General features: G+C 36.6%; 25 protein-coding genes and 1 tRNA gene. 13 read left to right on the top strand and 13 right to left on the bottom strand.

What is annotated here, in order from left to right; genetic code table 11:
• Positions 1–56 precede the first annotated feature (56 nt).
• Both trxA and ACMGDK_RS06565 read left to right on the top strand, forming a co-directional pair.
• Positions 57–374, top strand: a complete 318-nt coding sequence (trxA, locus tag ACMGDK_RS06570) for a thioredoxin (RefSeq protein ID WP_027374941.1) — start codon at positions 57–59, stop codon at positions 372–374.
• A 133-nt stretch (positions 375–507) separates the two neighbouring features.
• Positions 508–581, top strand: a tRNA-Asp gene (locus ACMGDK_RS06565).
• A 78-nt stretch (positions 582–659) separates the two neighbouring features.
• Here the strand turns inward: ACMGDK_RS06565 and ACMGDK_RS06560 are convergent.
• The gene (locus ACMGDK_RS06560; protein WP_436807197.1) at positions 660–1,340 is read right to left on the bottom strand and encodes an aspartate/glutamate racemase family protein; all 681 of its coding nucleotides are present in this window, start codon (positions 1,338–1,340) and stop codon (positions 660–662) included.
• Positions 1,341–1,496: 156 nt separating this feature from the next.
• Between ACMGDK_RS06560 and ACMGDK_RS06555 the strand changes: the two genes are divergently transcribed.
• The 3 genes from ACMGDK_RS06555 (at position 1,497) to ACMGDK_RS06545 (ending at position 3,384) form a co-directional block, all read left to right on the top strand.
• Entirely contained in the window at positions 1,497–1,658 is a 162-nt protein-coding gene (locus ACMGDK_RS06555; protein ID WP_436807196.1) for a hypothetical protein, read from the top strand.
• A gap of 39 nt (positions 1,659–1,697) precedes the next feature.
• A complete protein-coding gene (locus ACMGDK_RS06550; RefSeq protein WP_436807195.1) occupies positions 1,698–2,012 on the top strand; it encodes a GNAT family N-acetyltransferase in 315 nt (104 codons plus the stop codon).
• Between the two features lie 334 nt (positions 2,013–2,346).
• Entirely contained in the window at positions 2,347–3,384 is a 1,038-nt protein-coding gene (locus ACMGDK_RS06545) for a L,D-transpeptidase (protein ID WP_436807194.1), read from the top strand.
• Here ACMGDK_RS06545 and ACMGDK_RS06540 read toward each other — a convergent pair.
• From ACMGDK_RS06540 to ACMGDK_RS06530, 3 genes are all read right to left on the bottom strand, one after another.
• A complete protein-coding gene (locus tag ACMGDK_RS06540; protein WP_436807193.1) occupies positions 3,377–3,904 on the bottom strand; it encodes a hypothetical protein in 528 nt (175 codons plus the stop codon). The genes ACMGDK_RS06545 and ACMGDK_RS06540 overlap by 8 nt on opposite strands.
• 3 nt (positions 3,905–3,907) lie before the next feature.
• Positions 3,908–5,236 (bottom strand): PDZ domain-containing protein, encoded by a 1,329-nt coding sequence (locus ACMGDK_RS06535; RefSeq protein ID WP_436807192.1) that lies wholly within the window; start codon positions 5,234–5,236, stop codon positions 3,908–3,910.
• A gap of 122 nt (positions 5,237–5,358) precedes the next feature.
• Complete coding sequence (locus ACMGDK_RS06530) at positions 5,359–5,997, bottom strand: alpha/beta hydrolase (protein WP_436807191.1); 639 nt, start codon at positions 5,995–5,997, stop codon at positions 5,359–5,361.
• Between the two features lie 225 nt (positions 5,998–6,222).
• On the opposite strand from ACMGDK_RS06530, the gene ACMGDK_RS06525 reads away from it, so the two are divergent.
• On the top strand, positions 6,223–6,645 hold the full coding sequence (locus tag ACMGDK_RS06525; RefSeq protein WP_426047561.1) for a hypothetical protein: 423 nt from the start codon (positions 6,223–6,225) through the stop codon (positions 6,643–6,645).
• Between the two features lie 51 nt (positions 6,646–6,696).
• On the opposite strand, the gene ACMGDK_RS06520 is transcribed toward ACMGDK_RS06525, so the two are convergent.
• Together ACMGDK_RS06520 and ACMGDK_RS06515 are read right to left on the bottom strand one after the other, a co-directional pair.
• Entirely contained in the window at positions 6,697–7,338 is a 642-nt protein-coding gene (locus tag ACMGDK_RS06520) for a response regulator transcription factor (RefSeq protein WP_436807190.1), read from the bottom strand.
• The gene (locus ACMGDK_RS06515; RefSeq protein WP_436807189.1) at positions 7,328–9,298 is read right to left on the bottom strand and encodes a tetratricopeptide repeat-containing sensor histidine kinase; all 1,971 of its coding nucleotides are present in this window, start codon (positions 9,296–9,298) and stop codon (positions 7,328–7,330) included. Before ACMGDK_RS06515 ends, ACMGDK_RS06520 begins: the two co-directional genes overlap by 11 nt.
• A 199-nt stretch (positions 9,299–9,497) precedes the next feature.
• Here ACMGDK_RS06515 and ACMGDK_RS06510 point away from each other — a divergent pair, with 199 nt between their 5' ends.
• Complete coding sequence (locus ACMGDK_RS06510) at positions 9,498–9,914, top strand: hypothetical protein (RefSeq protein ID WP_436807188.1); 417 nt, start codon at positions 9,498–9,500, stop codon at positions 9,912–9,914.
• 76 nt (positions 9,915–9,990) lie between these two features.
• On the opposite strand, the gene tyrS is transcribed toward ACMGDK_RS06510, so the two are convergent.
• A complete protein-coding gene (tyrS, locus tag ACMGDK_RS06505) occupies positions 9,991–11,286 on the bottom strand; it encodes a tyrosine--tRNA ligase (RefSeq protein WP_436807187.1) in 1,296 nt (431 codons plus the stop codon).
• Between the two features lie 145 nt (positions 11,287–11,431).
• Here tyrS and ACMGDK_RS06500 point away from each other — a divergent pair, with 145 nt between their 5' ends.
• A complete protein-coding gene (locus tag ACMGDK_RS06500; protein ID WP_436807186.1) occupies positions 11,432–11,992 on the top strand; it encodes an RNA polymerase sigma factor in 561 nt (186 codons plus the stop codon).
• A 94-nt stretch (positions 11,993–12,086) separates the two neighbouring features.
• On the opposite strand, the gene ACMGDK_RS06495 is transcribed toward ACMGDK_RS06500, so the two are convergent.
• Positions 12,087–12,719, bottom strand: a complete 633-nt coding sequence (locus ACMGDK_RS06495) for a hypothetical protein (protein WP_436807185.1) — start codon at positions 12,717–12,719, stop codon at positions 12,087–12,089.
• 109 nt (positions 12,720–12,828) lie between these two features.
• Between ACMGDK_RS06495 and lipA the strand changes: the two genes are divergently transcribed.
• A complete protein-coding gene (gene lipA / locus ACMGDK_RS06490) occupies positions 12,829–13,695 on the top strand; it encodes a lipoyl synthase (protein ID WP_116012448.1) in 867 nt (288 codons plus the stop codon).
• A 240-nt stretch (positions 13,696–13,935) separates the two neighbouring features.
• Here the strand turns inward: lipA and ACMGDK_RS06485 are convergent, their stop codons facing one another.
• Positions 13,936–14,796 carry an AraC family transcriptional regulator gene (locus tag ACMGDK_RS06485; protein ID WP_436807184.1) on the bottom strand — a complete coding sequence of 287 codons (861 nt, stop codon included), beginning with the start codon at positions 14,794–14,796 and terminating at the stop codon, positions 13,936–13,938.
• A 194-nt stretch (positions 14,797–14,990) separates the two neighbouring features.
• Here ACMGDK_RS06485 and ACMGDK_RS06480 point away from each other — a divergent pair, with 194 nt between their 5' ends.
• Positions 14,991–16,193 (top strand): MFS transporter, encoded by a 1,203-nt coding sequence (locus ACMGDK_RS06480; RefSeq protein WP_436807183.1) that lies wholly within the window; start codon positions 14,991–14,993, stop codon positions 16,191–16,193.
• 149 nt (positions 16,194–16,342) lie between these two features.
• Here ACMGDK_RS06480 and ACMGDK_RS06475 read toward each other — a convergent pair whose 3' ends face one another.
• A complete protein-coding gene (locus tag ACMGDK_RS06475) occupies positions 16,343–16,723 on the bottom strand; it encodes a SpoIIAA family protein (protein ID WP_436807182.1) in 381 nt (126 codons plus the stop codon).
• Between the two features lie 114 nt (positions 16,724–16,837).
• Between ACMGDK_RS06475 and ACMGDK_RS06470 the strand changes: the two genes are divergently transcribed.
• Complete coding sequence (locus ACMGDK_RS06470; protein WP_436807181.1) at positions 16,838–18,043, top strand: NAD(P)/FAD-dependent oxidoreductase; 1,206 nt, start codon at positions 16,838–16,840, stop codon at positions 18,041–18,043.
• A 23-nt stretch (positions 18,044–18,066) separates the two neighbouring features.
• On the opposite strand, the gene ACMGDK_RS06465 is transcribed toward ACMGDK_RS06470, so the two are convergent.
• Positions 18,067–18,642 carry a Crp/Fnr family transcriptional regulator gene (locus ACMGDK_RS06465; protein WP_436807180.1) on the bottom strand — a complete coding sequence of 192 codons (576 nt, stop codon included), beginning with the start codon at positions 18,640–18,642 and terminating at the stop codon, positions 18,067–18,069.
• 209 nt (positions 18,643–18,851) lie between these two features.
• Here ACMGDK_RS06465 and ACMGDK_RS06460 point away from each other — a divergent pair, with 209 nt between their 5' ends.
• The gene (locus ACMGDK_RS06460; protein WP_436807179.1) at positions 18,852–19,535 is read left to right on the top strand and encodes a C1q-like domain-containing protein; all 684 of its coding nucleotides are present in this window, start codon (positions 18,852–18,854) and stop codon (positions 19,533–19,535) included.
• 52 nt (positions 19,536–19,587) lie between these two features.
• Here the strand turns inward: ACMGDK_RS06460 and ACMGDK_RS06455 are convergent, their stop codons facing one another.
• Together ACMGDK_RS06455 and ACMGDK_RS06450 are read right to left on the bottom strand one after the other, a co-directional pair.
• A complete protein-coding gene (locus ACMGDK_RS06455) occupies positions 19,588–20,781 on the bottom strand; it encodes a vWA domain-containing protein (RefSeq protein ID WP_436807178.1) in 1,194 nt (397 codons plus the stop codon).
• Positions 20,782–21,076: 295 nt separating this feature from the next.
• Complete coding sequence (locus tag ACMGDK_RS06450; protein ID WP_436807177.1) at positions 21,077–21,751, bottom strand: SIMPL domain-containing protein; 675 nt, start codon at positions 21,749–21,751, stop codon at positions 21,077–21,079.
• A 377-nt stretch (positions 21,752–22,128) separates the two neighbouring features.
• Here ACMGDK_RS06450 and ACMGDK_RS06445 point away from each other — a divergent pair, with 377 nt between their 5' ends.
• Positions 22,129–23,910, top strand: a complete 1,782-nt coding sequence (locus ACMGDK_RS06445) for a histidine kinase (protein WP_436807176.1) — start codon at positions 22,129–22,131, stop codon at positions 23,908–23,910.
• Positions 23,911–24,009: the final 99 nt, after the last annotated feature.

Raw genomic sequence — 24,009 nt, 5'->3', positions numbered from 1 at the left:
TATCCAATTAAGGATAAAAATAGAAATATAATATTAATTTAAATAAAAGAAACAAAATGGCTTTAGAAATTACGGACAGCTCATTTCAGGACACGGTTTTAAAATCAGATAAGCCGGTATTGGTAGACTTCTGGGCAGTATGGTGCGGACCATGCAGAACTTTGGGACCAATCATCGAAGAGGTAGCATCAGATTTTGAAGGAAAAGCAGTGGTAGGAAAAGTTGATGTAGACAACAACCAGGAAATTTCAATGCAGTATGGCATCAGAAATATCCCTACAGTTCTGATTTTTAAGAACGGTGAAGTGGTTGATAAATTGGTAGGCGTAGCTCCAAAAGAAGTAATCGCTGAGAAATTAAGCGCACACTTGTAAAAAAATAACTTTGATAATGAATGCCTTCCGCTTACGGGAGGCATTTTTTTTGTAAATAATTTGCAGGTAATGAAAAAAGGTGTAATTTTGCAATCACAAAAAAGAAACAACGTTCTTTACAACAACAGAAAATGATCCGGTAGTTCAGCTGGTTAGAATGCCGCCCTGTCACGGCGGAGGTCGCGGGTTCGAGTCCCGTCCGGATCGCAAGATCTTTTAAAATCCCTTCAATTATTTGATGGGATTTTTTCTTGTATGAATTTTATTGGTATAAGAAAAACTATTTTACGAAACAATATACTCTACAATAGCTTCACAGTGTATTTTTGTAGTATCAAAAACAGGAATTGCAAAATCAACTTGGCTGATCAGCAGCGGGATTTCCGTGCAGCCGAGAATAATACATTCTGCACCACAGCTGATAAGGTCTTCTACAATGGAAATATAATTGGTCTTGGTTTCAGGATTAATAAATCCTACTCCCAATTCTTCCTTGACAGTATGCTGAATATAATCTCTTGTTTCCTGGTTTTCCGGGATCAGTACTTCAAGTCCGTATTCCTGAAGTTTATTTTTGTAAAAATCCATTTCCATGGTAAATTTTGTTCCCAGCAGTCCGACCTTTGTAAATCCGGCTTTACGTATTGCTTTTGCCGTTTCTGTCCCAATATGGAGAATGGGCAGTTGTACGGTATCTTGAAGCTCGTCTGCAAATAAGTGGGCTGTATTTGCACATAGAACAATGCTGTCTGCTCCGGTGTTTTTAAGGTGTTCACAGGCTTTCCGTAATAATTCAAAGGAATTGGTCCATCCTTTTGCCTGAATGTCCCCGAAATTTAAGGAATATATCATACATTCGGCAGCATTCAGCCCTCCCAGTCTGGCATTGACTCCTTCATTGATGAATTTATAATAGTCCAACGTAGATACCCAGCTAATTCCGCCTACCAAGCCTATTTTTTTCATAAAATTCTGTTGTTTGTAATTGAAAACAAATCTAGATAAAAGTTTCAATGTATCCCGTATATCGGTTGGATATTAATGACTTCAAGAATGGGTACAGACATTGAAAAATTTATTTTTTATCCCTATTTTTGTTAGATAACCCATCAAGCTCAAAATATGATCATAGAGAATAGCAATCGACAGGATATTGAAGAGATTTTCAGGCTATATCGTTTGGCAACTGATCTCCAAAGAACAAAAAATATTGTTCTGTGGCCGGAATTTGAGAGAAGTCTGATAGAACTGAAATTGATGAAAAAAGACAATGGAAGATTGTAATAAATAATGAAATAGCCTGTATTTGGGCAGTTGCTTTCAGTGACCCGCAGATTTGGACAGAAAAAAATGCTGACCCGGCTGTATATTCATCGTATTGCTACCAATCCGGAATTTAGAGGCCGGAATATGGTTTCTGAAATTGTGAGCTGGGCAAAAAAATATTCGAAAGAGCATAATAAACGGTTCATAAGGATGGATACGGTGGGAGAAAACACCCCTTTGATTAATTATTATAAAAAATGCGGATTTGCTTTTCTTGGATTGGTACAACTTAAAGATACTGATGGCCTTCCCGGGCATTATCATAACGCTGAACTCAGTTTATTTGAAATTGATTTATCAGGCACAAAATAAACATATTCAATGTCGCAAAGAAAATGCATTTAAAGATATTCCCCCTGATAATGTCCGTAAATTTCATAATATGAGATCCTCCAAAAAATATATAGAAACAACGCTTTATATTCTTAAATCAAAGATGAAAACCAACCGGATACAGATTGTTTTCTGAGTGTAACCGTTGAAAATATAATCGCTGAAGCCCTTATTTATGCTAAAACCAATAAGCTCTTGTAAACAATATACTTTAATACCGTTTTTTTACGGTATTTTTTATAATGTCTTTTGGGATTCAAATTAAGGTCTGATATTTGCAATGGGTAACCCAACTAAATGACCTGTTTTATTTATGAAAAACATATCTGTGAAAAAATCATTTTTATATGTCCTCTTTTGTGCTGCAATGCTGATTTCATGTAAGAAAGAAATTGAAAAAATAAGCGATACTTTTAAAGATACGGTTTCTTCGTCAGAAACTTCTGCTGTAGAAAAAGATTCCATTAAGAAAGATTCTGTTGTAAAAAAAGAATCTGTACCGCCGGCAATGCAGGAAAATGGTTTTTATAACGCCCTTGTTCTTCCCAAAGATAAAAAGCTAAGAGATTCCATTTATGCAGAGTTCAGCAAAAAATATAGTGAGAAGGAACGTTATGCAATTCTGGCATTAAACAGGCTTGATTCTAAAAATAGATGGAATGCCGATACCCTAGTGGTTCCTGCAAAAATAGACACAACACTTATGGAATATTCACCTTTTCCAATGCAGCTTGATATACTGAGCGGTGTGAAAAAATTCGTGATCTTTTCCTATCCTATACAGGCCTACGGCGTATATTCCAATGGAAGCCTTGTCAAGTGGGGCCCAACAAGTATGGGTAAAAAAGCAGCCCAGACAACACGCGGACTTACTTTTGCTAATTGGAAAAAGAAACTTTCGATTTCAACGGTAAGCAGCGAGTGGAAACTTCCTTATAATTTTAATATTCATAATACCGGCGGAATTGGATGGCATCAGTATGATCTTCCCGGTTACCCGGCATCACATTCATGCTTACGTTTATTGATGAAAGATGCGCAGTGGCTGTATTCTTACGCAGATACCTGGATTCTGAATCCCGGGGGCGCCACGACAAAAGCAAAAGGAACACCTGTGATGGTATTCGGAGATTATAAATGGGGCGGTAGGAAACCCTGGAGAAAGCTTTTAGATGATCCCAATGCAAATAATATTTCAGTGGAGGAAATGACCAGGCTTTTGGAACCTCATATTGATAAAATGATCAAGGAACAGGACAACAGGGAAAAAGTATCCGACTCCATTAAAGCGGCTAAAGCTATGGCAGCGCCAATCCAGGAGGAAAAACCAGCAGAGATTCCTGCTAATTGATTTTCTTTTCAAACTGTGAAGTAGATTCTTCAGCAAACCTTCTAAGCTTAAGCATCTCTTCTTTGCCTTTGTATTGCCCGAATCTGGCAGCTGCATAGGTAAGAAAGATACAGAACAGCATAACAAATGAAGCGCTCAGGGCCCACGGGAACTCAGCGCTTTTTATCTGATTTTCTACATAATACATCGTAAAAAAAGTCATCCATAGAATAGAAAATGAAAAATAAAGGAACATAAAAAAAGTCCACACAGCAGAGCTGGGACCGAATACTCCCCGTATGGCAGTCTCCCCATCTTCAATTTCTATCCTTAAAGACAGCCTTGGCTTCCAGTAATTGTCATATTCAGTTTCCACGCAGATCGTAGCTACTTCCTTGTTGATATTTCCGGAAAATTCATCCTTATGCTCTGCAAGGTATTTTTTCAGGTTTTCCGCATATTCTTCTTTGGTAAGATGTGTCAACATCTTGAATCTTGGGCGGGTTCTTATTTTATCTATTGTGCTTTCTTCTGTTTTCATATTTTAATCTTGATAGGGTATAGGGTCTTCTAATACAAAATTAAAAGTCATTTCCTTATTCTTTCTCTGAATCACCATTGTGATATTTCTTCCTTCCTCAGATTTCATCAGTTCCATGATCTTTTCCATGGTCATATCGGAAGTCCGGCTTCCATTGATGGAGATAACGCGGTCATCTTTTTTCAATCCGGCTATAAATGCCGGCGAATCTTTCCTTATTCCTGCGATGGAAAAGATAGGTTTCAAAGTAAATTTATACTGGAAGTTATTTCCCATTGAAATTTCAGTGCCGGAAGAAACTGATGATATTTTTTTAGGTTCTATTCTCACCCGGTCTTCCTGCCATTCCAGTCCGTCCTGCTTAAAATCCAGCCCGCTCATATTAAAATGAAAAGGATCATCAAAATTCCTGTTTTTCCTCAGGTATAATTTCTCACCTTTATAATCGAAAACGACAGAGAACCGACGCATTATTTCGCCCCCTACAGATCCCTTTCTATCCTTTACCAGATTGACATGCTGAATAGAATACTCATCAGGCATTGCTGTGAGTGGCTTCTCAAATTTAAAATCTCCGAGATAAAAATTATGGATACGGCTTCTTTTACCATAAATATCTCCATTGAACCCGCGGCCAAGATAATCATCAATATTCGGTCTGTTGTATACAAAATCTTTGATAAGGGTAGGGAAGAGCCATATGGCATCACTGTTACCAAGATCTATCAGCAGTTTCGAACTTTTCTTTTCCCGGGTCATCTCTACATCAGCATTAATATAGGGTTTGTCCTTTTCCACACTCATGGGAAACTCATCAAACTTTCGGACTTTCTTTCTGATTTCACTGGCATCCTTGTAGACCGTTATTTTTTTAGACGTGTAATCTATCGAAATAGGATGATTTTTAAAAAAGTGATACCCGATAACCCCGTTCACAGGAATTCCTATATGAGATGAAATATTGAATTCTTCATCGATGACAATAAACAAAAGCATGGAAGAATTTATAATATGATCACCTATTTTTGCAATATTACGGTCAGATTTAAGACCGTCTATACTTAAATTTCCTCCAAGCCCTGAAAATTTGATCTTCTCAATATTCTGCAGCTTGACCTCTTTATTGTCAAGGCTGAAAAGAATGGTTTCCGCAATTCCTGTATCAAGCATAAAGGTAAGCTCTGCGCCATTAACATTGATGGGAATGAAGATTAAATTATTGATAAGTTTAAAAGGGATGACAGCTTTTTTAACATTAACCAGCTCAAAAGAATTCTGCGCACCTATAAAAATGCCGAAGAATAATGTTAGTAAAAAAAGCAGAAATTTCATTTACTGAATTTACTGAAATTATCCTTACTATGTGTAAAAAAAACATTCCAAAAACAGGAATGTTTGTATAAACTGCAATGAAGCAGTAGGTTTGATGAAAAATTATTTTAAATGGGCTGATGTTATTTTGAGAAAAAATCCATTAGGTCCATATAGTTTTTCTGATTCACACCATGTCCACTCATATACTCTCTGAACGTAAAATAACAGCTCAGGTCATAAAGAAGATCTGCCGCTTTTCTTCCCCATTCCATCGGGATAACAGCATCATCTGTTCCGTGTGATACAAAGAAACGGAGCTTTTCCAGCTTCTTTTTGTCTTTTACAATACCATCCAGAAGCTTTTCCTCAGGATAGCTGCTTAAACACGCCACATAGTTGAACAGATCGGGATGCTTTAAAGCTAAAGCATAGCAAAGTATTCCGCCCTGGCTGAAACCGCACAAATGTACCTTTCCTTCGATAAGTCCGTAATGATTTACAATTTTCAGAATATTTTCGAGTACTCCGTCTAAAGCTTCCTGGGCTTGGGGAAGGTCGATGAAGTTCTCAGGATTGTTGAAATCAATGTCAAACCAGGAATATCCCTCAAACTGGGTATCTCTGGGTGCCCTGAAGCTTACAATAAGCCAGTCGGCGGGAAGAGTTTCCCTGAAGCTGAAAAGATCCTGCTCATTACTGCCATAGCCATGAAGCATGAAAAGGACGGTAGTATTTGGGGTGATATGTTCCGGTTCTCTTACTATATAATCTAAATTCATACAGCAAATATAATTAATAAATCATATTGTAAATCAAAACTTAGGTTCCGGATTTTACACTTAATAACTCAGGTGGATGCATGCTCAAATATAGGCTGCGACTATAATTGTGCTTTTTTATTGATTTGATATTATTTAGAAAACTTTATTGGAAATTTTTCATAAAAGTTATTTTTATATTAATAAAAAACTTATATTTGAAACATTAAAAATCTATTTGGAGAAATGAAGCAATTTTACAAATCAAAAAGTTTACTTAGACTTTCTTTTTTATTCGTTTTATTATTTTCGGTAATTACTGTAGTGAATTCTTGTAAAAAGGATGACGACGACGAAGAATTCAAAGATCATGTTGTTCAGTTTGAAGTAAAAACAACTACCGGAGGAGTTATTAAAGCTATCGTAACACAGGTAGGAACAACTAAAACTGATATTTTCGATCCTGTAGGAACTGTTTGGACAAGTGGCGAATTTTTTGTGAATTCCAGCCAGGCACAGTTAAACCTTGATGCTAAAGCCGATCTTCCGGATGCAGATTCAGAATTGGTAATCAATCTTTGGATAGATGGTGAAATCGTAAAAACTGATAAAAAAGTAGGAGCAGGGCCTATGGTAGCTTCCATTGATTACAGCTTCTTGGAATTGTAAGATATTTACTTATTATATAAATGAAACCGCTTTTTACAGCGGTTTTTTTATTTACTGTTTTTCAATCATATTTTGCTGGATGGCAAGGTTGATGAGTTCGGTAGAATTTTTTGCATGGAACTTCTGTAACAAATTTTTACGGTGGGTATCTACAGTAAGCGGGCTCAGGAAAAGTTCATCAGCAATGAGCATGCTGGTTTTACCTTCAGCCACCATTTGTAAGATCTGCTTTTCTCTTTTCGTCAGCCTTGGCACCTGTAAATCATTTTGAGAAGGTTTGCTGATAATTTGCTTAGTCTCATTGCAGAAAACAATATTTCCGGAATAGGCACCCTGAATGCATATCACCAATTCTTCTATGGAGGTATTTTTAAGGATATAACCGCTGGCACCGTTTTGTATAGACTGCATGATAATACTTCTTTCAGAACGGTTACTGAACATGATTACTGAAGTATCCGGCGATATTTTCTTTATTTCCCGGCAAAGCTCTGTACCATTAGCATCAGGCAAGGTAATATCCAAAAGAATAATATCCACTTTATGGTTCGTAATGAAATCCATAATCTCCAAGCCCGAAGTAAAACTTTCGGAAACAGTAAACCCAAGCTGGCTGTTGAGCATCATTTTTAATCCTTCTATGACAATGGGGTGGTCGTCTACAATGACAATATTTATTTTTTTATTCTCCATCCGTGCTAAGCTCAATATTAATCGTTGTACCCTGGCTGTCGGAACTTACCTCCATTTTACCTTTCAGATAATTCACCCTGTTTTTTAAGTTGCGAAGTCCCATGCTTTTCGTTGTCTGTTCAATTTTTTTATCAAAGCCCTTTCCATTGTCTTCAATGGTAATCATAAAACGTTCTGCGGACTGGGAACACTGAAGCAAAATACTGCTGGCCTCAGCATGTTTTAGAGCATTTGCCAATAGCTCCTGCGCGATTCTGTAAATATTAAGCTGAATATTCAGAGGTAGATTTTTATCAATATTAATAGCTTGATAATCAATATCTAAATCTTTTCTGGAGTAAAATTCACAAAGATCATTTAAAGCTGTTTCCAAACCGAAATTAAGGAGGGATTCAGGCATTAAATTTCTTGCTATGTGACGGAGTTCACTTACAGATTTGTCTAATTGTCCCAAAATTGTATAAAACTCTTTATCCTTTTCAGGATGTAAATGATTGGAAGACCAGGTGGAAAAATTAATTTTAACGCCGGCAAGCATTCCGCCTAAACCATCATGGAGGTCCCTGGCAATACGTTCTCTTTCCCTTTCTTCACCATCAAGGATAGCTTTGGTAAGAGACAATTCTTCCTTTTGTTTAATGTCATTAATTCTTTGTTCAGATATTTTTTTATTTTTTCTGAATAGAATAAAAAGGAAAATCAAAAGGCTTACAGCCAGTAATAAGATAAGGCTCAGGCCCCATAAATAAGAGTTTTTCTTATTCATTTCCAAATCTTTCTGATTTTTTTCAGCATTCAAGGTCGCTATTTTTCTTTCTTTTTCAGCAGTATTGAATTTTGCTTCAATTTTGTTAATCTCAAGCCTTACATTTTCGCTGCTCAGGCTGTCATTGAGTTTAGAATATCTTTGTTCCCATACCAAAGCTTCTTTAGCGTTTCCCATTTCTTCATTTAATGCTGAAAGTTGTTTGTAGATGGTTTTTCTGTTATTAAGATCAAGAGCGAGGGATTTTTCTGCTAAAATATTTTCCAAAACATTTTTAGCCTCTTCATATCTTTTTAGTTTCTTTAAAATGTCATACTTGTTAAAATAGAACATTTGTGCCTGAAGATTCTGATTGAATTTTTTTGTATAAAAAAGTCCTTTTTCAATCATGGGTAGTGCCTCTTCATTTTGCTGTTTCGTAATAAAGTAAAGCGTTTTACCGTAATAATAAAACGAGTTGGATGAAGATTCAGGATAAGGCGTAATTAATTTTTCAGCTTTGTCCAGAAACTTTTTGGCTTCATTTCCTTTGGCCTGATAGCAGAAATTGCTGGCGGAATTCAGGTAAGTGTAAAATAATTCGGCAGAACCCGGATAATCCTTTTCAAGAATTTCTAAAGCCTTATTGTTGTAGTTACCGGCCTTTTCAAACTGAGCATTATACGTTAGGATGATCGCAAGCTGAGTATATGCAAATCCCAGGTTTCTGCTGTCTCCATATTTTTTAATTAATGGAATGCATTTTTCAACGACGGTCTTTACTAAGAAAGGATAACCTTCCTTATCTTTTTGTGTCACCCCATAGCTATACCAGGCTAAAGACTGATAGAAATCCGATTCTCTGGTTTTTAATTTTGAGAATGCCTTAATGGCCTTTTGATAGGAACGGGCTGCCTTTTCTTTATTCCGGTCCAAGTTGTATTGTCCTTCGTAATAATCATATTTTGCTGCAAGAAAAGCATCATTTTTAACGAATGTTTTCCCGTTTGCCAGATACTTCTTGCTTAAAAGAGAATCACTGTTTCTGTAATAATTTGATAAAAGAAAAAATGCTGTTGCTTTTGAAATATTTGCTGCTTTAGTTTTTGTAATATTCTGTAAGCTGTCTAAATAAGATTTCTCATCAAGAGGGATAACCTGTGCCTGTAAAGTAAAAGGCAATAATAAGCTTAATAGAATAAGTAATCTCTTCATTGGATTTTGGATCTGTATAATTTTTTTAAAACTGCTCAATTTAATTAAAAATTTCAGCAAATAAAATACCTGTTTTTAGGTAGAAAAAATTACACCTTTTTAAGTATTGATAAAGTTTGCTGACTCTAATAGCTTTGCAGGTATCAAATCACTGATCATAGAATATTAAATAAATAATTAAAAATTTAAACAAAAGATTATGAAAAGAATGAGAATGAGTCAGCTGCTTAAAGGTACGTTTGTAGTATTGCTGACAGCAATGTTGATTGGGTTCGCAACATCTTGCAGTAGCGATGATGACGATAACAACGGTCCGGCAAAAAGCAGCCATAAAGTTGTTTTTAAAGCTATAGCTTCTTCAGGAAGTGATATTGAAGTAGCAGTATATGGAATTGATGGCAATCCAACCACAGCTTCAAGTCTTAGCGGAACAACATGGACAAGTCCGGAGGTTACATCAGAAGCAGGAGCTTATAATGCTAATGTTGCTGTAAGTGCAATCGGGGCAGATGCTTCTTCTACGTTGAAGGTTCAGATCTGGGTTGATGGGGAATTGAAAAAAGAAGGAACTTCCAGCGGACAGTATTTATCAGCTTCTGCAAGTTATGTATTCTAAACTAATAACTTTGATGAATAAAACCGGCGCTGAGATCACTCTCAGCGCCGGTCTTTTATATTTTATAGATAATGAATTAAATAACCTTCACAATAAAATAGCTTTTCTTACCCTTTTGAAGCAGTAAAAATTTACCATCAATAAGGTCGCTTTCATTAGCGGTATAAATATCATTTACCTTTTCTTTATTTACAGAAATTGCATTTCCTTTGATCTCCCTTTGAGCCTCGCTTTTAGACTTTAAGAATCCTGATTTCTCAGAAAGAAGATCAACAATATTTATTCCCAGAACATCAGCTTTGGCAACTTCTTTCTGCGGAACACCGTCAAAAACCTCAAGGAAAGTTTCTTCATCCAGGCTTACAAGATCTTCAGCTGTAGAGCGTCCGAACAAAATTTCCGAAGCTTTTACGGCCTTTTCATATTCTTCTCTTCCGTGTACCCATACCGTTACTTCCTCAGCCAGTTTCTTTTGAAGTTTTCTTTCATGTGGAGCCGTTTTGTGCTCTTCAATTAAGGCTTCAATTTCTTCCTTTCCAATGAATGTGTAGAATTTAATGAATCTTTCAGCATCCTCATCCGTAGCATTCAGCCAGAACTGGTAGAATTTATACGGAGATGTTTTCTTTTTATCCAGCCAGTAATTTTCTCCGCTTTCAGACTTTCCGAATTTAGAACCGTCGGCTTTAGTAATCAAAGGAACTGTTAATGCAAATGCTTCTCCCTGAGCCTTTCTGCGGATCAGTTCAGTACCTGTAGTGATATTTCCCCACTGGTCAGAACCTCCCATCTGAAGTTTCACATTATTATTTTGGTACAGATGAAGGAAATCATATCCCTGGATAAGCTGGTAAGTGAACTCAGTAAAACTCATCCCGTCTGCACCGCTTTCCCCCGAAAATCTCTTTTTTACAGAATCTTTCGCCATCATATAATTAACCGTGATATTCTTCCCTACATTTTTAGCAAAATCAAGGAAAGAAATATTTTTCATCCAGTCGTAATTGTTGACTAATTCTGCTTTATTGGGACCATTGCCTTCAAAATCCAAAAATCTTGAAAGCTGATTCTTTAAACAGTCTACATAATGAAGAAGAGTAGCTTCATCCAGCAGGTTTCTTTCTGCAGATTTCCCTGAAGGATCTCCGATCATTCCTGTAGCGCCTCCTACCAAAGCAATAGGTTTGTGTCCGTGCTGTTGGAAATGCGCTAAAATTTTGATCTGGATAAGACTTCCGATATGCAAAGAATCAGCAGTCGGGTCAAAACCTATATATGCAGTAGTTACCTCTTTATTCAGTTGTTCATCGGTTCCTGGCATCATATCGGCAAAAAGACCACGCCATTTTAGTTCTTCTATAAAGGAATTCATCTATAATTTTCTTTAAAATTTTACGATGCAAAGATAGTAAATTCAGGAGTATAGAGAATAGATGTCAGGAGGTAAAAAAATCAAAGGATAAAAAGGCCTGTCTGCACCTTTGTGCTTTCACTTAAAAAAATTATATTTGTTAATAATGAACGACGAACAGCTATTTCTGCTTATTCAAAAGGCAAAAGAAAAGGACCAGAAGGCCCAGACCAAGCTCATCAATATTTTTTGGGTGGATGTTTTCTCTTTTGTCATGAAAAAAGTGAAAGATGAAAATGATGCAGATGAGATCACGGTGAATGTTTTTTCCAAAGTGCTGTCGAAGCTGGATATGTATGATCCGCATTTCCAGTTTAAAACCTGGGTATTAACGATCGCCCAAAATACAGTCATTGATTTCTGGAGGAAAAGGAGCCGCGAAAACCAGGATCCTACCGAAAACCTTGATGAGGTTAAAAACCAGTTCGCAAAATCTCCGGAAGAGCTGATGATCTCCAATGAAGAGCAGAAAAAGATCATCAAGACTATCGAATCGCTGGATGCCAATTATCAGGATATTATCAAATTAAGATTCTTCGAAGAAAAGAGCATCAAGGAAATTTCAGAAGAGCTTGGAATTTCCGTCGCCAACACCAAAGTAAGGGTAATGCGCGCCAAGAAAGTCCTTGCCGAGCTGCTGAAAAATAATGAATTTGATGATAATTAATAACTTAGTAAGATAATTAGTCTCACTCAGTCTTAAAAGCAAAGCTTACCTTAATAATCTTAACAACTTAATAGAATCTTAACGGTTCAAGATTTTACAAATAAACTTCCTCCTTTGTTTTAGGAAGAATAATTTTCCTTGGCTCCTTCTGATTTCTGTTCTGCAGATTTATTTTCAATCCTTTTTTGATATAGGTTTCCTGCTTGGATTTACCATATTCAGTGGTATTTTCAACCTCTTTTTTATAATTAAGCTGTCCTGTAGAGAGATTAAAGTCTATGTCAGCCCAATAATCTCCGGGCCTTCCATAAGTTGAAGAATGGCCAATGAGTTCAAAATGTCCGTTCTGAAACCTGTATTTATCGGTATAACTCCATTTCCAGCTGCTTCCGCCTGCCTGGGTGATATTCAGTATCCCTTTTTCTATAGTTGTTCCCTGATAAGGATCACCCATCATTCCTCCGCCCGCACTTTCAAGAATGGCATTTCTTGATTTACTCAGGATCATCCATGTTCCGCCATTTTTTTTCTGAATCTGAATTTCGCGGATTTTACCCAGTTCACCTTCATCAGCTGTTGTATAAATAACCACCTTTTCAGGAATTTTATCACCATCCAGATCGCCTTCCACAGTTTCAATGATCTCCGAACCTGCCGGCTGAAGTTCTTTCTGGGCAAAGCAAAATGTACTGATAATAACGGATAGGGTAAAAAGGATTTTCTTCATAATTTAATTTTGGTGGTTTAAAATTACGAAATTATATGTTTCATCAATGTTTGTCTTTGATTGTTTCGATAAAAAAATCACTAACTTTGAAGCTCAATTTGAGAAATAAATGGAGAATTTAGTTCAAGATACTACCGTTCAAAAACCAAAGTGGATCCGCGTAAAACTTCCTACCGGAAAGAATTACAGGGAGCTTAGGACTTTGGTCGACAAATATAAATTAAATACCATATGCCAGAGCGGAAGCTGTCCGAATATGGGTGAATGCTGGGGAGAAGGAACGGCAACGTTCATGATCTTAGGAAATATCTGTACAAGAAGCTGCGGATTCTGCGGTGTAAAAACAGGGAAACCGCTTGACGTTAATTGGGATGAGCCTGAAAAAGTGGCACGTTCTATTAAATTAATGAAGATCAAGCATGCTGTTTTAACCTCTGTAGACCGTGACGACCTGAAAGATATGGGATCCATCCTTTGGGCGGAGACTGTGAATGCGGTAAGAAGAATTTCTCCGGGAACAACTATGGAAACTCTTATCCCTGATTTTCAGGGGCTTACCAAGCATATTGACAGATTGGTAGATGTGGCTCCTGAAGTGATCTCTCACAATATGGAAACCGTAAAACGTCTGACAAGAGAAGTAAGGATCCAGGCTAAATATGAAAGAAGCTTAGAGGTTCTGAGATACCTAAAAGAAGCTGGACAGAGAAGAACAAAAACTGGGGTAATGCTTGGTTTGGGTGAAACTAAAGATGAGGTTTTCCAGACGATCGAAGATATCAGAAATGCGAATGTAGATGTAATCACTCTTGGACAGTATCTTCAGCCTACTAAAAAACATCTGCCGGTAAAAAGATTTGTTACACCGGAAGAGTTTGATGAGCTGGGAGATTTTGCGAGAAGTTTAGGCTTCAGGCACGTAGAAAGCTCACCATTGGTAAGAAGTTCCTACCACGCTGAAAAACATATTCACTAAAATATAGCCGTTTCATTTTTGAAGCGGTTTTTTTGTTTTAGTATAAGATTTAAATAAGGGTCTTCGAGGGTGAATTACAGCAATAATATTGATAACAAGGATTACCGGGAGCTGAGGCTCTCGAAGCTCTTATTCATAAAATTCGTAGGCTGAGAATTCCTCTCCCATGGAAGGATAGCGAAAATTCAAAGAATTTTTGACGGCATGGTTAAATATTCAAAACATTCATAAACAAGAAGCCTAGCTTCTCACCTCAATATTTTTCAAATGCTTTTTCCTGAATTCTGACGGTGTTTCACCTGTATGCTGCTTGAACAGCTTATTAAAATACGACAGACTCTCAAAGCCTACCTGAAAGCAAACCTCAGTCACAGAATAATCTTTAAGCAGAAATATCTTAGCCTGATTGATCCTGTAATTATTAACAAAATCTGTGAACGTCATATTCGTCTGCTTTTTAAAATAACGGCAGAAGGCAGGCGTACTAAGGCTTACAATCCTTGCTATTTCGTTGACATTAGGTTTTTTATCATAATTTTCGTGAATATAGTCGTAGATGGTCCCCATTCTTATTTTGTCATTCAGGAACCATTTGATTCTGGTGTCTTCCTTATTCAGTTCTCTTACTTCATCTGATGCAGCGAGGATTTGGAGAATTTCAATTAGTCCTATCAGAGAATCAAAAGAGTTTTTATCCTTCATCTCATGAAGTTTTTCTACAACCTGTTTTTTTGTTCCGCCGGAAAATGAAAGTCCTAAATAAGATTTTTCCAGGAGCTTTTTAATATTTTCAAACTCAGGCACGGGAACAACAATATCCTGAAGGAAATTCTCCCGCATCTGAAGCACCAGCTGCCTGCATTCCGTCTGGATGCCATAATCAAAATTAAGATGAGGCACATTGGACCCTATCAGAAGCAGATCACTTTCTGTAAAAACAGAAATATCCCGTCCTACATGGCGGATTCCGTTGATGGCTTCTACATAAACGAGCTCTATTTCCGGATGATGATGCCAGAAAAAACAGTTCTTTAAAGACGGTGAAAAAAGCTTGAAAGATTTTCCGTTTTCAAACTCTATGACTTCTTTCTGGATTTTCATCTTGTTCTCATTTGATTGATTCTGATTTTAAAATTACATAAAAAGGTTAATATGGAGCAAATTTTTATCATTTCAGGAGAAGTAAAAACCGATATTTCTCTCGAATTTTGCACTTTCAAAGTAAAGATGGATGCTGTTTTTATTTTTCAGAAAAAATCACTTAAAAATTAATTCGAAAAAGAAGTTTACTGACAATGAAGATTGATAAAAGAATAATACCGCTGGCCATAGGCGGTCTTGGAATAGGAACTACGGAATTTACCGTAATGGGACTGCTTCCTGATATTGCGAACACCTTAAAAATTACTATTCCTGAAGCGGGACACCTTATCTCGGCCTATGCAATGGGAGTAGTGATCGGAGCTCCGATCCTGATCGGGTATTCCGTGAAATTTCCGCCTAAAAAAGTGTTAATGGTTTTAATGATCCTTTTTACATTATTTAACGGGCTTTCTGCGGTAGCTCCTGATTATACGAGCATGCTGATTATCAGATTCATGTCCGGACTTCCTCACGGTGCATTCTTCGGAGTAGGAACGGTAGTAGCATCACGTATGGCTGGAAAAGGGAAAGAGGCATTTTATATATCCTTAATGTTTACGGGGCTTACGATAGCGAATCTGGTCATGGTTCCACTGGTCACTTATATCGGACATGCTTACCACTGGAAACTCTACTTTGCAATTGTAGCATTGATCGGTCTTTTTGCCATATTGTTTTTGAAATTATGGCTTCCTGCCATAGAATCCAACCAGAATACACACTTCATGGAGGAATTGAAATTTCTTAAAAATAAGCAGTCCTGGCTGGTTTTAGGAATTACAGCGATTGGTTTTGGAGGACTTTTCACTTGGCTCAGCTATATTACTCCTTTAATGACAATAGTTGCCGGAATCCAAAGCAATCATATGGCTTATGTAATGATCCTTGCCGGTGCTGGAATGGTTGTTGGAAACCTTGCCGGAGGATTTATTTCTGACAGGCTGGGGCCCGAAAAAACATGTGCATTATTGATCTGTCTGATGATGATTTCTCTGGCAGGAGTATTTTTCTTTGCAGATAACCAGAATATGGCACTCATACTGACATTTATCTGCGGAGCACTGTCGATGTCCGTAGCCGCACCTATTAATATCATGATGATGAAAGCCGCTCCAAAGAGTGAAATGATGGCTGCAGCATTTATGCAGGCTGCATTTAATATTGCCAATGCGATGGGAGCATTTCTGGGCGGAATTCCTTTGGAATATGGGTTTTCCTTCAAATATCCTTCGTTAGTAGGAGTAGGAATGACATTCATTGGTCTGGCAATAAGTTTGAGATACAGATATCTGTACGGAAAAGAAACTCCTGACAATGATGATGCAGCTATAGAATGTTTGCCTTGTGATAAATAAATGTAAACTGAGATTAAGTTTTTATCAAATCAATTTCTGATTTTGCATTAAAAAGTTTGTAGATTAAAGAGCTTAAAGATTTATAATCAAATGTATACATAAAAAGAGGCTTTGTTTACGAACAAAGCCTCTTTTTTTATCAAATAATACTAAACTTCTACTTCATTACCGTTCTTACACCAGTAAAGTGCATTATATAAGTTTTCTTTAGGAAAGGATTTAAACTCTCCCGGCATCAGAACACTGAAAATATCTGTGAAGTTCTGAACCCCTTCTTTGTCTGTAACAATAGCTGTACGGTTCCATTTTGTAAGATTTTTTAATCCTAAAAATGCGTCTTCAAGCCATGCGCCCATGGTAAAATTATCCAGATCAGTATCCAAATACAATAAGTAATTCAGCTCGCCAAACTGTTCTACCTTTTCTTTTACATGAGGAATGACAAGGTTTTCAAAATCTTCTTTTGTCACATCTCCGGTCGCACTGAATGCTGCAACATTTTCCGGAGCTTCTGGAATAATCGTTATCATACTAATTATTTTAAGTGGTTGGATTTAAAACTGGGTACAATAATTGCACCACAAATTGATAAAAAATCGTTAAAATACTTATAAATGTTATTGTTTTAAATGTAATATTCAATTATGGATCTAAAATCAAATGAACCTTTCTGGCTTTTAAAAAACGGACTAACAGCTTCTTATCCGTCTCTGAAATCAAATGAAGAATGTGATGTATTAATTATAGGAGGTGGCATTACAGGAAGTCTTATTGCCCATCAAATGATTAAAGACGGCTATAAAACGATCCTGATTGATAAACGTGAACTCTGTAACGGAAGTACTTCAGCCACTACTTCTATGCTGCAGTATGAGATAGATGTTCCTCTTTTTGAGCTGGAGAAACTCATTGGGAAGAAAGGCGCTGTAGAGAGCTACAAAGCCTGTTCTGATGCAATAGATACTCTCGAAATACTTTCAAAACAGATCAGGTCTGATGCAGGTTTTAAGCGGAAGAAATCTCTGTATTTTGCTTCAAAAAAGAAAGATGTCAAGTGGCTGAAAGAAGAATATATGGCAAGAAAAAATGCGGGATTCAATGTAAAATGGCTGGAAGCAGATCAAGTTGTAGAGCAGTTTGAACTTGAAAATACGTACGGAGGAATTCTGTCCAGACAAGGAGCCAGTATTGATGCCTTTAAATTTGCTCATGAATTATTTAAACATAATATAAAAAAGGGCTTAAAAATATTTGATAAGACTGAAATGAAAAAGGTGGAATATCATAAAGGCTTTAATCTCGTAACGGTAGATAGCGGTTTTCAGATCAAAGCTAAAAAAGTAATCTACTGTATTGGTTATGAGAGCAAAAACCTCCTGAAGGAAAATTTTGTTGATTTAAAAAGCACTTATGCCATTGTTTCAGAAATTGATGGCGAGAAATTCAAGAATATAAGTAACACCCTGATCTGGAATACGGATAATCCTTATATCTACATGCGGGCAACGGCCGATGGCAGGCTTCTGATCGGGGGCGGTGATGAAGATTTTTACAGTGCTGAAAAACGAGATGTTCTTCTGGATAAAAAGGAAAAAGAGATTCTGAAAAACCTTAAAAAGATAAAACCGGATTATCACTTTTATACAGATTTTGTATGGGCCGGAACCTTTGGAGAAACCAAAGACGGTTTGCCATATATTGGAGAGCATAAAAAATTTAAGAATTCTTATTTTGTGCTGGGCTTCGGAGGAAATGGAATTACTTTTTCTGTAACTGGGATGGAAATGGCTTCCCGGTATATGGAAAATAAAAAACACCCGCTGTCAAGGTATTTTAAGTTTGGAAGGTAAACAGCATCAAATATTTTAAGCATTTATTTTGAATTGAAATAACGTTTTTTCAACCTGCTTAATGATACGGGATGCATGCCTAAATAGGTGGCGAGGTCTTTAGATTTCACCCTTAAGATTAATTTAGAATTTTGCTGAAGCAGTTGAAGATATCTTTCTTCGGGTGTTAAGTGCAGGAAAGAATATAGATTGCCATAAATATTCATAGCAGTACTTTTCCAATACATTAAAAGTAAGGTTGCAATATTGGGATGGTCTTTTATAGAATTTTCCAGATCATCATAATTCAGTAAAAACATTGTAGTCTCTTCTAATGCTTCATAAGTAAGAGAAGAAGGACGCTGGAGAGCTAAAATCTCCATAGAACCATAAACGTTATTTTCAGAAACCAGCCAGACTGTTTTATTGTTTTTATCATAAACCCGTATTAAGCCTTTTATTACAATTCCGACCTGGCTGATCTGTTCTCCCCGGTGCAGAATAATTTTATTGATAGGATAGGTCACTATTTGAACCATCCCCAATAATTTTTCCTGATCTGTTTCGTTTAAAAAATTGTTCTGTTCAAAATAATTTTTGATGTATTCATTTGATTTCATAAAAAGTGTTTTTATCTAACTAAATTAAAAATATTATTCCAATTTTTAAATGGTGAAATATAATAAAATTGGATGTTTAATGTTAATTTGTTAACGCAAGTTAATTAATGCTTTAACTTTTGTTAATAAATAATTATTTTTGTGATAATTGTGATAATTTATTGATTTTTAAGAATTAAATTTATTAAGAATTCAAAACCAACAAAATCATGAAAAATAAAAAAATTATCTCGGTGCTACTATTCTTTTTAGTGGGAATCAAATGCTTTAGCCAGGTTGGCATTAATACAGCGGATCCGGAAGCTATGCTGGATATTAACGGAGACTTACGTGTACGTATTACAGAAAAATGTTTGGGAGAATCTTGTACAGATTTCGTATTGATTCGTAATAATGATGGATATGTTCAGAGTATTTCTAAGGATCAGCTGTTTAGCTCAAACCCGAAATCGTATGTTACCGGAACAGGAATGAACAGTGTCATTTTGGTGTCTGTTTCCGGAGCAACCGGATGGGGTAAAATCTTGTTTGACAAAGAAGTTATTGATGAAAATAATGATTTTGATATAACAAATAATACATTTACTGCTCCTAAAGATGGAATCTATCAGTTGTATGTTCAGTATAAAATATCTTCAATGGTTTCTGCTGGTGAACTAGGGATTGGGATTTTTGTTCAAAAAGGTACGAATACACCTGAATTAGTTGCTGAGGAGACCTATGTTAATACAAGTGTTTTAGGTATTCCCGTATCTCCTGCCACAAGAAGCACACAAAACATGGTGGCGCTTAAAGCTGGCGATCAGGTATACTTTGGAGCCAAAACTTCAATGTCATCAATAGATCTGTTATCCGGAACATCCTCATTATTTACCATCCATCAGGTAAAATAGTATGTATGTTATGCAATAAAAAACCGCTTCAATCTGAAGCGGTTTTCTAATATTATATACTATAGCCAATTTTTTTTGCTAATTCTAAAACAGAACTTTCAATTGCTTTTCCAAGGTCATCAGTATCTGCATTGCCCCGTTTTCTCATTTCGGCATCAATATATTCCTGACGTTTCCTGGAAAGCTCTTCAATCTCCTTCTGGATCTTCCCGCGTTCTGCAGATTTTACCGCTACAACTTTTTTAATCTCTTCCTTACTTTTGCCTTTCAGTTCGGCGGGCAGGGCATCATCTTTCACTGCAGCGATAAACCCTGCATCATTTTCAGCTTTGTCTACCAGGTCCCAATGGTCGTTTTTATAAGCATTCTTTTTAGACTTGGCTACCGTTCTTTCCACATAATTGGAAGCCGACTGGACTTCTGCATTTCTATCCTGAGCAACCTGCTTAAGCTTATATTCGGAGCCGTGACTTCCATAATAAATGTAGGTGTCATTCAGTTTTGTATTGCATTCTGAGATTTTCAGATCATAAGGCGTTTTAATATAAATCACCTTTTTGTCGCTGTCGATATTGAAATACTTGCCTCCGCCCACAACTGCTCCCTTCTGCCAGAAGGTTTGCATTCCTTCTTCTCTGTTTCCGCAGAAAATAGTATTGGTATAAATGTTTTTGCTTTTAGCTTTGGAAATAACTTCATTATAATTCACTTTTCCCTGATCAAACGGCTCATTGCCGGCGATATAGATCAGTTTCATGCTTTTTTCGTTGCCATCCCAGTTCAGATTCATCGAGGCATCGCGGATCACGGCACCGCAATATTCACTTCCCCCATTAGTTCGTAGTGCAAATAATTTCTCAGAGACCAGATCCAGATCCTGCGTAAGAGGAGTAACCTGGCGGATATAATTTTCATCGCGGATCCCGTCATTTCCATATTCATAAAGGGCAATTTCTATCTGGGGAGCCTGCCCGTTATACTTCAGGGTGGTTAATGTATTCACAATATTCCAAAGTCTTGATTTGGCCTGGTCAATCAGCCCGTCCATACTGTTAGAGGTATCCAGCAGAATGGCAACCTGGATTTTATTATCCCTTGATATTACCGAAGGCTGTACTACCGAAGCATTTTGTACAAATGCTTCTCTGCCTGATGTGTTGCTGTTTGAACAGCGGATGTCTGAAAAACTGCCGGAGCTTGAAAAAGCCGTAACAGCTGCCATTGCTAAGATTTTTAAAGTTGTCATAATTCTATTTTTTATTGGTTATTTGCTGTAATATTGAATCTGCATTTCTTTCGGATATTTAACATCATAAGAGAAAATGATCTTGTCTTACCTGTCTATGTTTTTTGTTTCAAAGAAATAGTTAGATAAGAAATAGCTTTTCATGGCTTATCGTTTAATTCCTTAAGTAAAATTATCTGTATTTAAGTCTGAAAACCGGGAGACTTGGTGAAACTGAGGTTTCACTTGGTGAACTTATAAAGCTGGTTTAAAAACAAAAAACAGCCCTTCCGGGCTGTCTCTTAAATCTGTAATTTTAAAGAATTTCGTATCTCGTTTTGATGCTGTATTTCAGCTTGATATTTTCAATATTGTCAAAAGAAAAATCGGTTACGGCATCTGCTGCTTCAAGCTGTATATTTCTGATACTGCTTTTATAAGCTACAGGAAGAACCGTATCGCTGGTATAATCTTCAACTTCGATGATCTCAATAGGAGCTCCGGTTTTTTTACCCATGCTTTCCAAAAGATAATCTGCTTTTTCTTTTGCTGCTTTTAGAGCATTGATTTTAACAGTTTTCTTAAAATCAGCAATTTTAGTGTTCTTTACTTCCGCAACGTTCAGGCTGCTTACCCATTTCTGGTTCAGGTCTTCGAATATTTTACTGATATTTGCTTTTGCATTGGCTTTGAACTGGTAATTTTTTGTGAATTTTCCATTTTTAGCATATACATTCTGGTACATCGATTTAAATTTGATGTCCTCGTTCTTCACTCCGGAATTCTTTAATGTTTCAATCAGCTTCTTTTCGTTGTCTGCAAGATCGTTTTTGTTATCCGCTTTGATGCCGATGCTGAAGATGATCTCATCCGGTTCTACTTCCATTTCTGCAATACCTGTTACTTCAATTGCATTTTTCTTTACTTCCTGTGCATTTGCAAAACTTCCCAGGGTAAAGATTCCGATCAATAAAAAATGTCTCAATTTCATAATTTCTTGTTTTAAATTCTGAAGTAAAATTACTGCGATCTGAAACCGGAAATGAAGAGACTTGGTGAAATAAGGTTTTCACTTGGTGGGTGACCACAAAAAAGACGATTTGTGTAGTGACTGCCCTTAAGGCTTTCTTGAAATGTATTTAAACCATTACGCATCTTTTAAATTATTAAAAATAGTAAGCTTAAAAATCTGTAGTCGCTATCTTATAATAAGAAACGGTATTGTAATCTGGTGCTGAAGTCTAAAGTTTGAAAATTGAACGTCTGATTTTTTGATCAGCGAACTTGGTGAAATGAAGTTTTGACTTGGTAAAGAATAGGAAAGGATACCTAAAGTTTTACTTACTTTGCACTCAAGATCTGAAATCTGTGAAATTAGTTTTTAAAATACTGTTTATCTTCATTCTTGCTGCAGGAAATTTCTGTATGGCACAGGATTCCACGCGGGTTACCCAAGCCTACAAATCTGCAGTCAGTCTCAAAAAAGCGGTAGACAACAACGATAACAAAGGCGTTGCCGATACCTATGTAGGAATTGCAAATAATTACTACAATCAGGGGAATTATGCTAAAAGCGAAGAGTTTTTAGTCAAAGCCAGAGCTATTTACAAAAATCTTAACGATAAGAAGAATCTGGAATCTGTCACCCGGAAAATTGCCCAGTCACAGGAAAAGCAGAACAAAATAACTCCGGCCATCAGCAATTACAGCATGGCAGCCGAGATGAGCTATACTGAAAAAAGCAGGGCTGTCAATGCCAATGACGTGGCAAGACTTTCTTCTCCCACGCCCGAACAGAAAGCAGAAGCCATTCAGGAGAATATCAATATAGGTCTCAAAACAAAAGATAAAGGCGATCTGGCAGCAAGCTACAGCCAGATGGCAGATGTCAATATACAGCAGAAAGATATTCCCAGAGCAGAAGAAAACCTGAACAATGCTTATGTTCTCTCTAAAAAAGAAGCTCCTCAGCAGGCATTGGAGATCAATCAGAAACTCACTGATTTTTACGTTGAAAACAGAAATTTCGAAAAAGCCATTGAAGCCAAAAAGAAAGTTCTGAAAGAAGATTTTGTAAAAGAAAACTCACAGGAAAAAGTCAACCAGATCCAGGAGCTGGCTGATATTTATATTAAAAAAAATGACCCCGAAGAAGCCGTTACCTTATTAAAAAATGCTTATGGAATTGCCCTTGAAAAAGGACATACGCTTGAAGCCCAGAAAAGTGTAAAAAGACTGGACAGCCTCTATAATATGGCAGGAAATATTGATGCTTCGGTTTCTCTTTACAGGGATTTTCTTGGGAAACTTCCCGACCTCGTTTCCAAAGACAGAAGCCTGGTCGATAATAAAATACTGGAAGATACCGAGCAGAAGATTTCACAGCTTGAAAAGGAAAAAGAGCTGAAAGACCAGCTTATCCGCAGAAAAAATGTTTTTAATTACAGCCTGATCGGAGTTCTGGCCCTGTTAACCGGACTTGTTATCTTTATTTTCAGAATGCTGAAAAAAGTTCAGATCAAAAATAAAAAGATAGCCCTCCAGTCATTACGTCGTGAAATGAATCCGCATTTTATCTTTAACAGCTTAAACAGCGTCAATCATTTTATTGCGACAAATAACGAATTGGAAGCCAATCAGTATCTGACAAAATTTTCAAAACTGATGCGCGGTGTCATGGAAAATTCCACAGAAGATTTCATTCCTTTTCAGCAGGAACTGGATCTGCTTCAGAATTATCTTGCCCTCGAAAAAACACGTTTTGCCGATAAATTCGATTATGAAATTATCGTAGACGAAAGTCTGAATATGCAAAGCCTTAAAGTTCCCGGAATGCTTATTCAACCCTTCCTCGAAAATGCAGTCTGGCATGGATTACGCTACAGAAATGCAAAAGGATTTTTGAAATTAAGTTTTGAAAAAGAAGCACAACATTTAAAAATCACGATTGAAGACAACGGAATAGGTGTTGAAGAAAGTAAAAAGCAGAAAACCCAGCACCAGAAAGCAAGAGAAGGCCGTGGAATGAAAAATACACTGGAAAGGATTCAGCTCCTGAATGATCTTTATAAAAAAGATATTACCTGCTCTGTAAAAGACAAAGAAAAGAGCAGTGGAGTTTTGGTTACCTTAAAAATTAATATTATTTAATAAAGCTTTAAAGCTTCCTGTCGCATCCTGAAATTAAAACGAAAAATATCAATAAAATCTTTATTCATTCATACAATCCCTATCATCTGCTACCTAATC

The organism is Chryseobacterium hilariae (assembly GCF_051400735.1).
Taxonomy (GTDB): domain Bacteria; phylum Bacteroidota; class Bacteroidia; order Flavobacteriales; family Weeksellaceae; genus Chryseobacterium.
Note: the sequence above shows the minus strand (reverse complement) of the source record. Positions and strands in the feature narration are given on the sequence as shown.

Coding starts and splice junctions, on each gene's coding strand:
- trxA (WP_027374941.1), top strand. CDS start 57: ATGGCTTTAGAAATTACGGACAGCTCATTTCAGGACACGGTTTTAAAA.
- ACMGDK_RS06560 (WP_436807197.1), bottom strand. CDS start 1,340: ATGAAAAAAATAGGCTTGGTAGGCGGAATTAGCTGGGTATCTACGTTG.
- ACMGDK_RS06555 (WP_436807196.1), top strand. CDS start 1,497: ATGATCATAGAGAATAGCAATCGACAGGATATTGAAGAGATTTTCAGG.
- ACMGDK_RS06545 (WP_436807194.1), top strand. CDS start 2,347: ATGAAAAACATATCTGTGAAAAAATCATTTTTATATGTCCTCTTTTGT.
- ACMGDK_RS06540 (WP_436807193.1), bottom strand. CDS start 3,904: ATGAAAACAGAAGAAAGCACAATAGATAAAATAAGAACCCGCCCAAGA.
- ACMGDK_RS06535 (WP_436807192.1), bottom strand. CDS start 5,236: ATGAAATTTCTGCTTTTTTTACTAACATTATTCTTCGGCATTTTTATA.
- ACMGDK_RS06530 (WP_436807191.1), bottom strand. CDS start 5,997: ATGAATTTAGATTATATAGTAAGAGAACCGGAACATATCACCCCAAAT.
- ACMGDK_RS06525 (WP_426047561.1), top strand. CDS start 6,223: ATGAAGCAATTTTACAAATCAAAAAGTTTACTTAGACTTTCTTTTTTA.
- ACMGDK_RS06520 (WP_436807190.1), bottom strand. CDS start 7,338: ATGGAGAATAAAAAAATAAATATTGTCATTGTAGACGACCACCCCATT.
- ACMGDK_RS06515 (WP_436807189.1), bottom strand. CDS start 9,298: ATGAAGAGATTACTTATTCTATTAAGCTTATTATTGCCTTTTACTTTA.
- ACMGDK_RS06510 (WP_436807188.1), top strand. CDS start 9,498: ATGAAAAGAATGAGAATGAGTCAGCTGCTTAAAGGTACGTTTGTAGTA.
- tyrS (WP_436807187.1), bottom strand. CDS start 11,286: ATGAATTCCTTTATAGAAGAACTAAAATGGCGTGGTCTTTTTGCCGAT.
- ACMGDK_RS06500 (WP_436807186.1), top strand. CDS start 11,432: ATGAACGACGAACAGCTATTTCTGCTTATTCAAAAGGCAAAAGAAAAG.
- ACMGDK_RS06495 (WP_436807185.1), bottom strand. CDS start 12,719: ATGAAGAAAATCCTTTTTACCCTATCCGTTATTATCAGTACATTTTGC.
- lipA (WP_116012448.1), top strand. CDS start 12,829: ATGGAGAATTTAGTTCAAGATACTACCGTTCAAAAACCAAAGTGGATC.
- ACMGDK_RS06485 (WP_436807184.1), bottom strand. CDS start 14,796: ATGAAAATCCAGAAAGAAGTCATAGAGTTTGAAAACGGAAAATCTTTC.
- ACMGDK_RS06480 (WP_436807183.1), top strand. CDS start 14,991: ATGAAGATTGATAAAAGAATAATACCGCTGGCCATAGGCGGTCTTGGA.
- ACMGDK_RS06475 (WP_436807182.1), bottom strand. CDS start 16,723: ATGATAACGATTATTCCAGAAGCTCCGGAAAATGTTGCAGCATTCAGT.
- ACMGDK_RS06470 (WP_436807181.1), top strand. CDS start 16,838: ATGGATCTAAAATCAAATGAACCTTTCTGGCTTTTAAAAAACGGACTA.
- ACMGDK_RS06465 (WP_436807180.1), bottom strand. CDS start 18,642: ATGAAATCAAATGAATACATCAAAAATTATTTTGAACAGAACAATTTT.
- ACMGDK_RS06460 (WP_436807179.1), top strand. CDS start 18,852: ATGAAAAATAAAAAAATTATCTCGGTGCTACTATTCTTTTTAGTGGGA.
- ACMGDK_RS06455 (WP_436807178.1), bottom strand. CDS start 20,781: ATGACAACTTTAAAAATCTTAGCAATGGCAGCTGTTACGGCTTTTTCA.
- ACMGDK_RS06450 (WP_436807177.1), bottom strand. CDS start 21,751: ATGAAATTGAGACATTTTTTATTGATCGGAATCTTTACCCTGGGAAGT.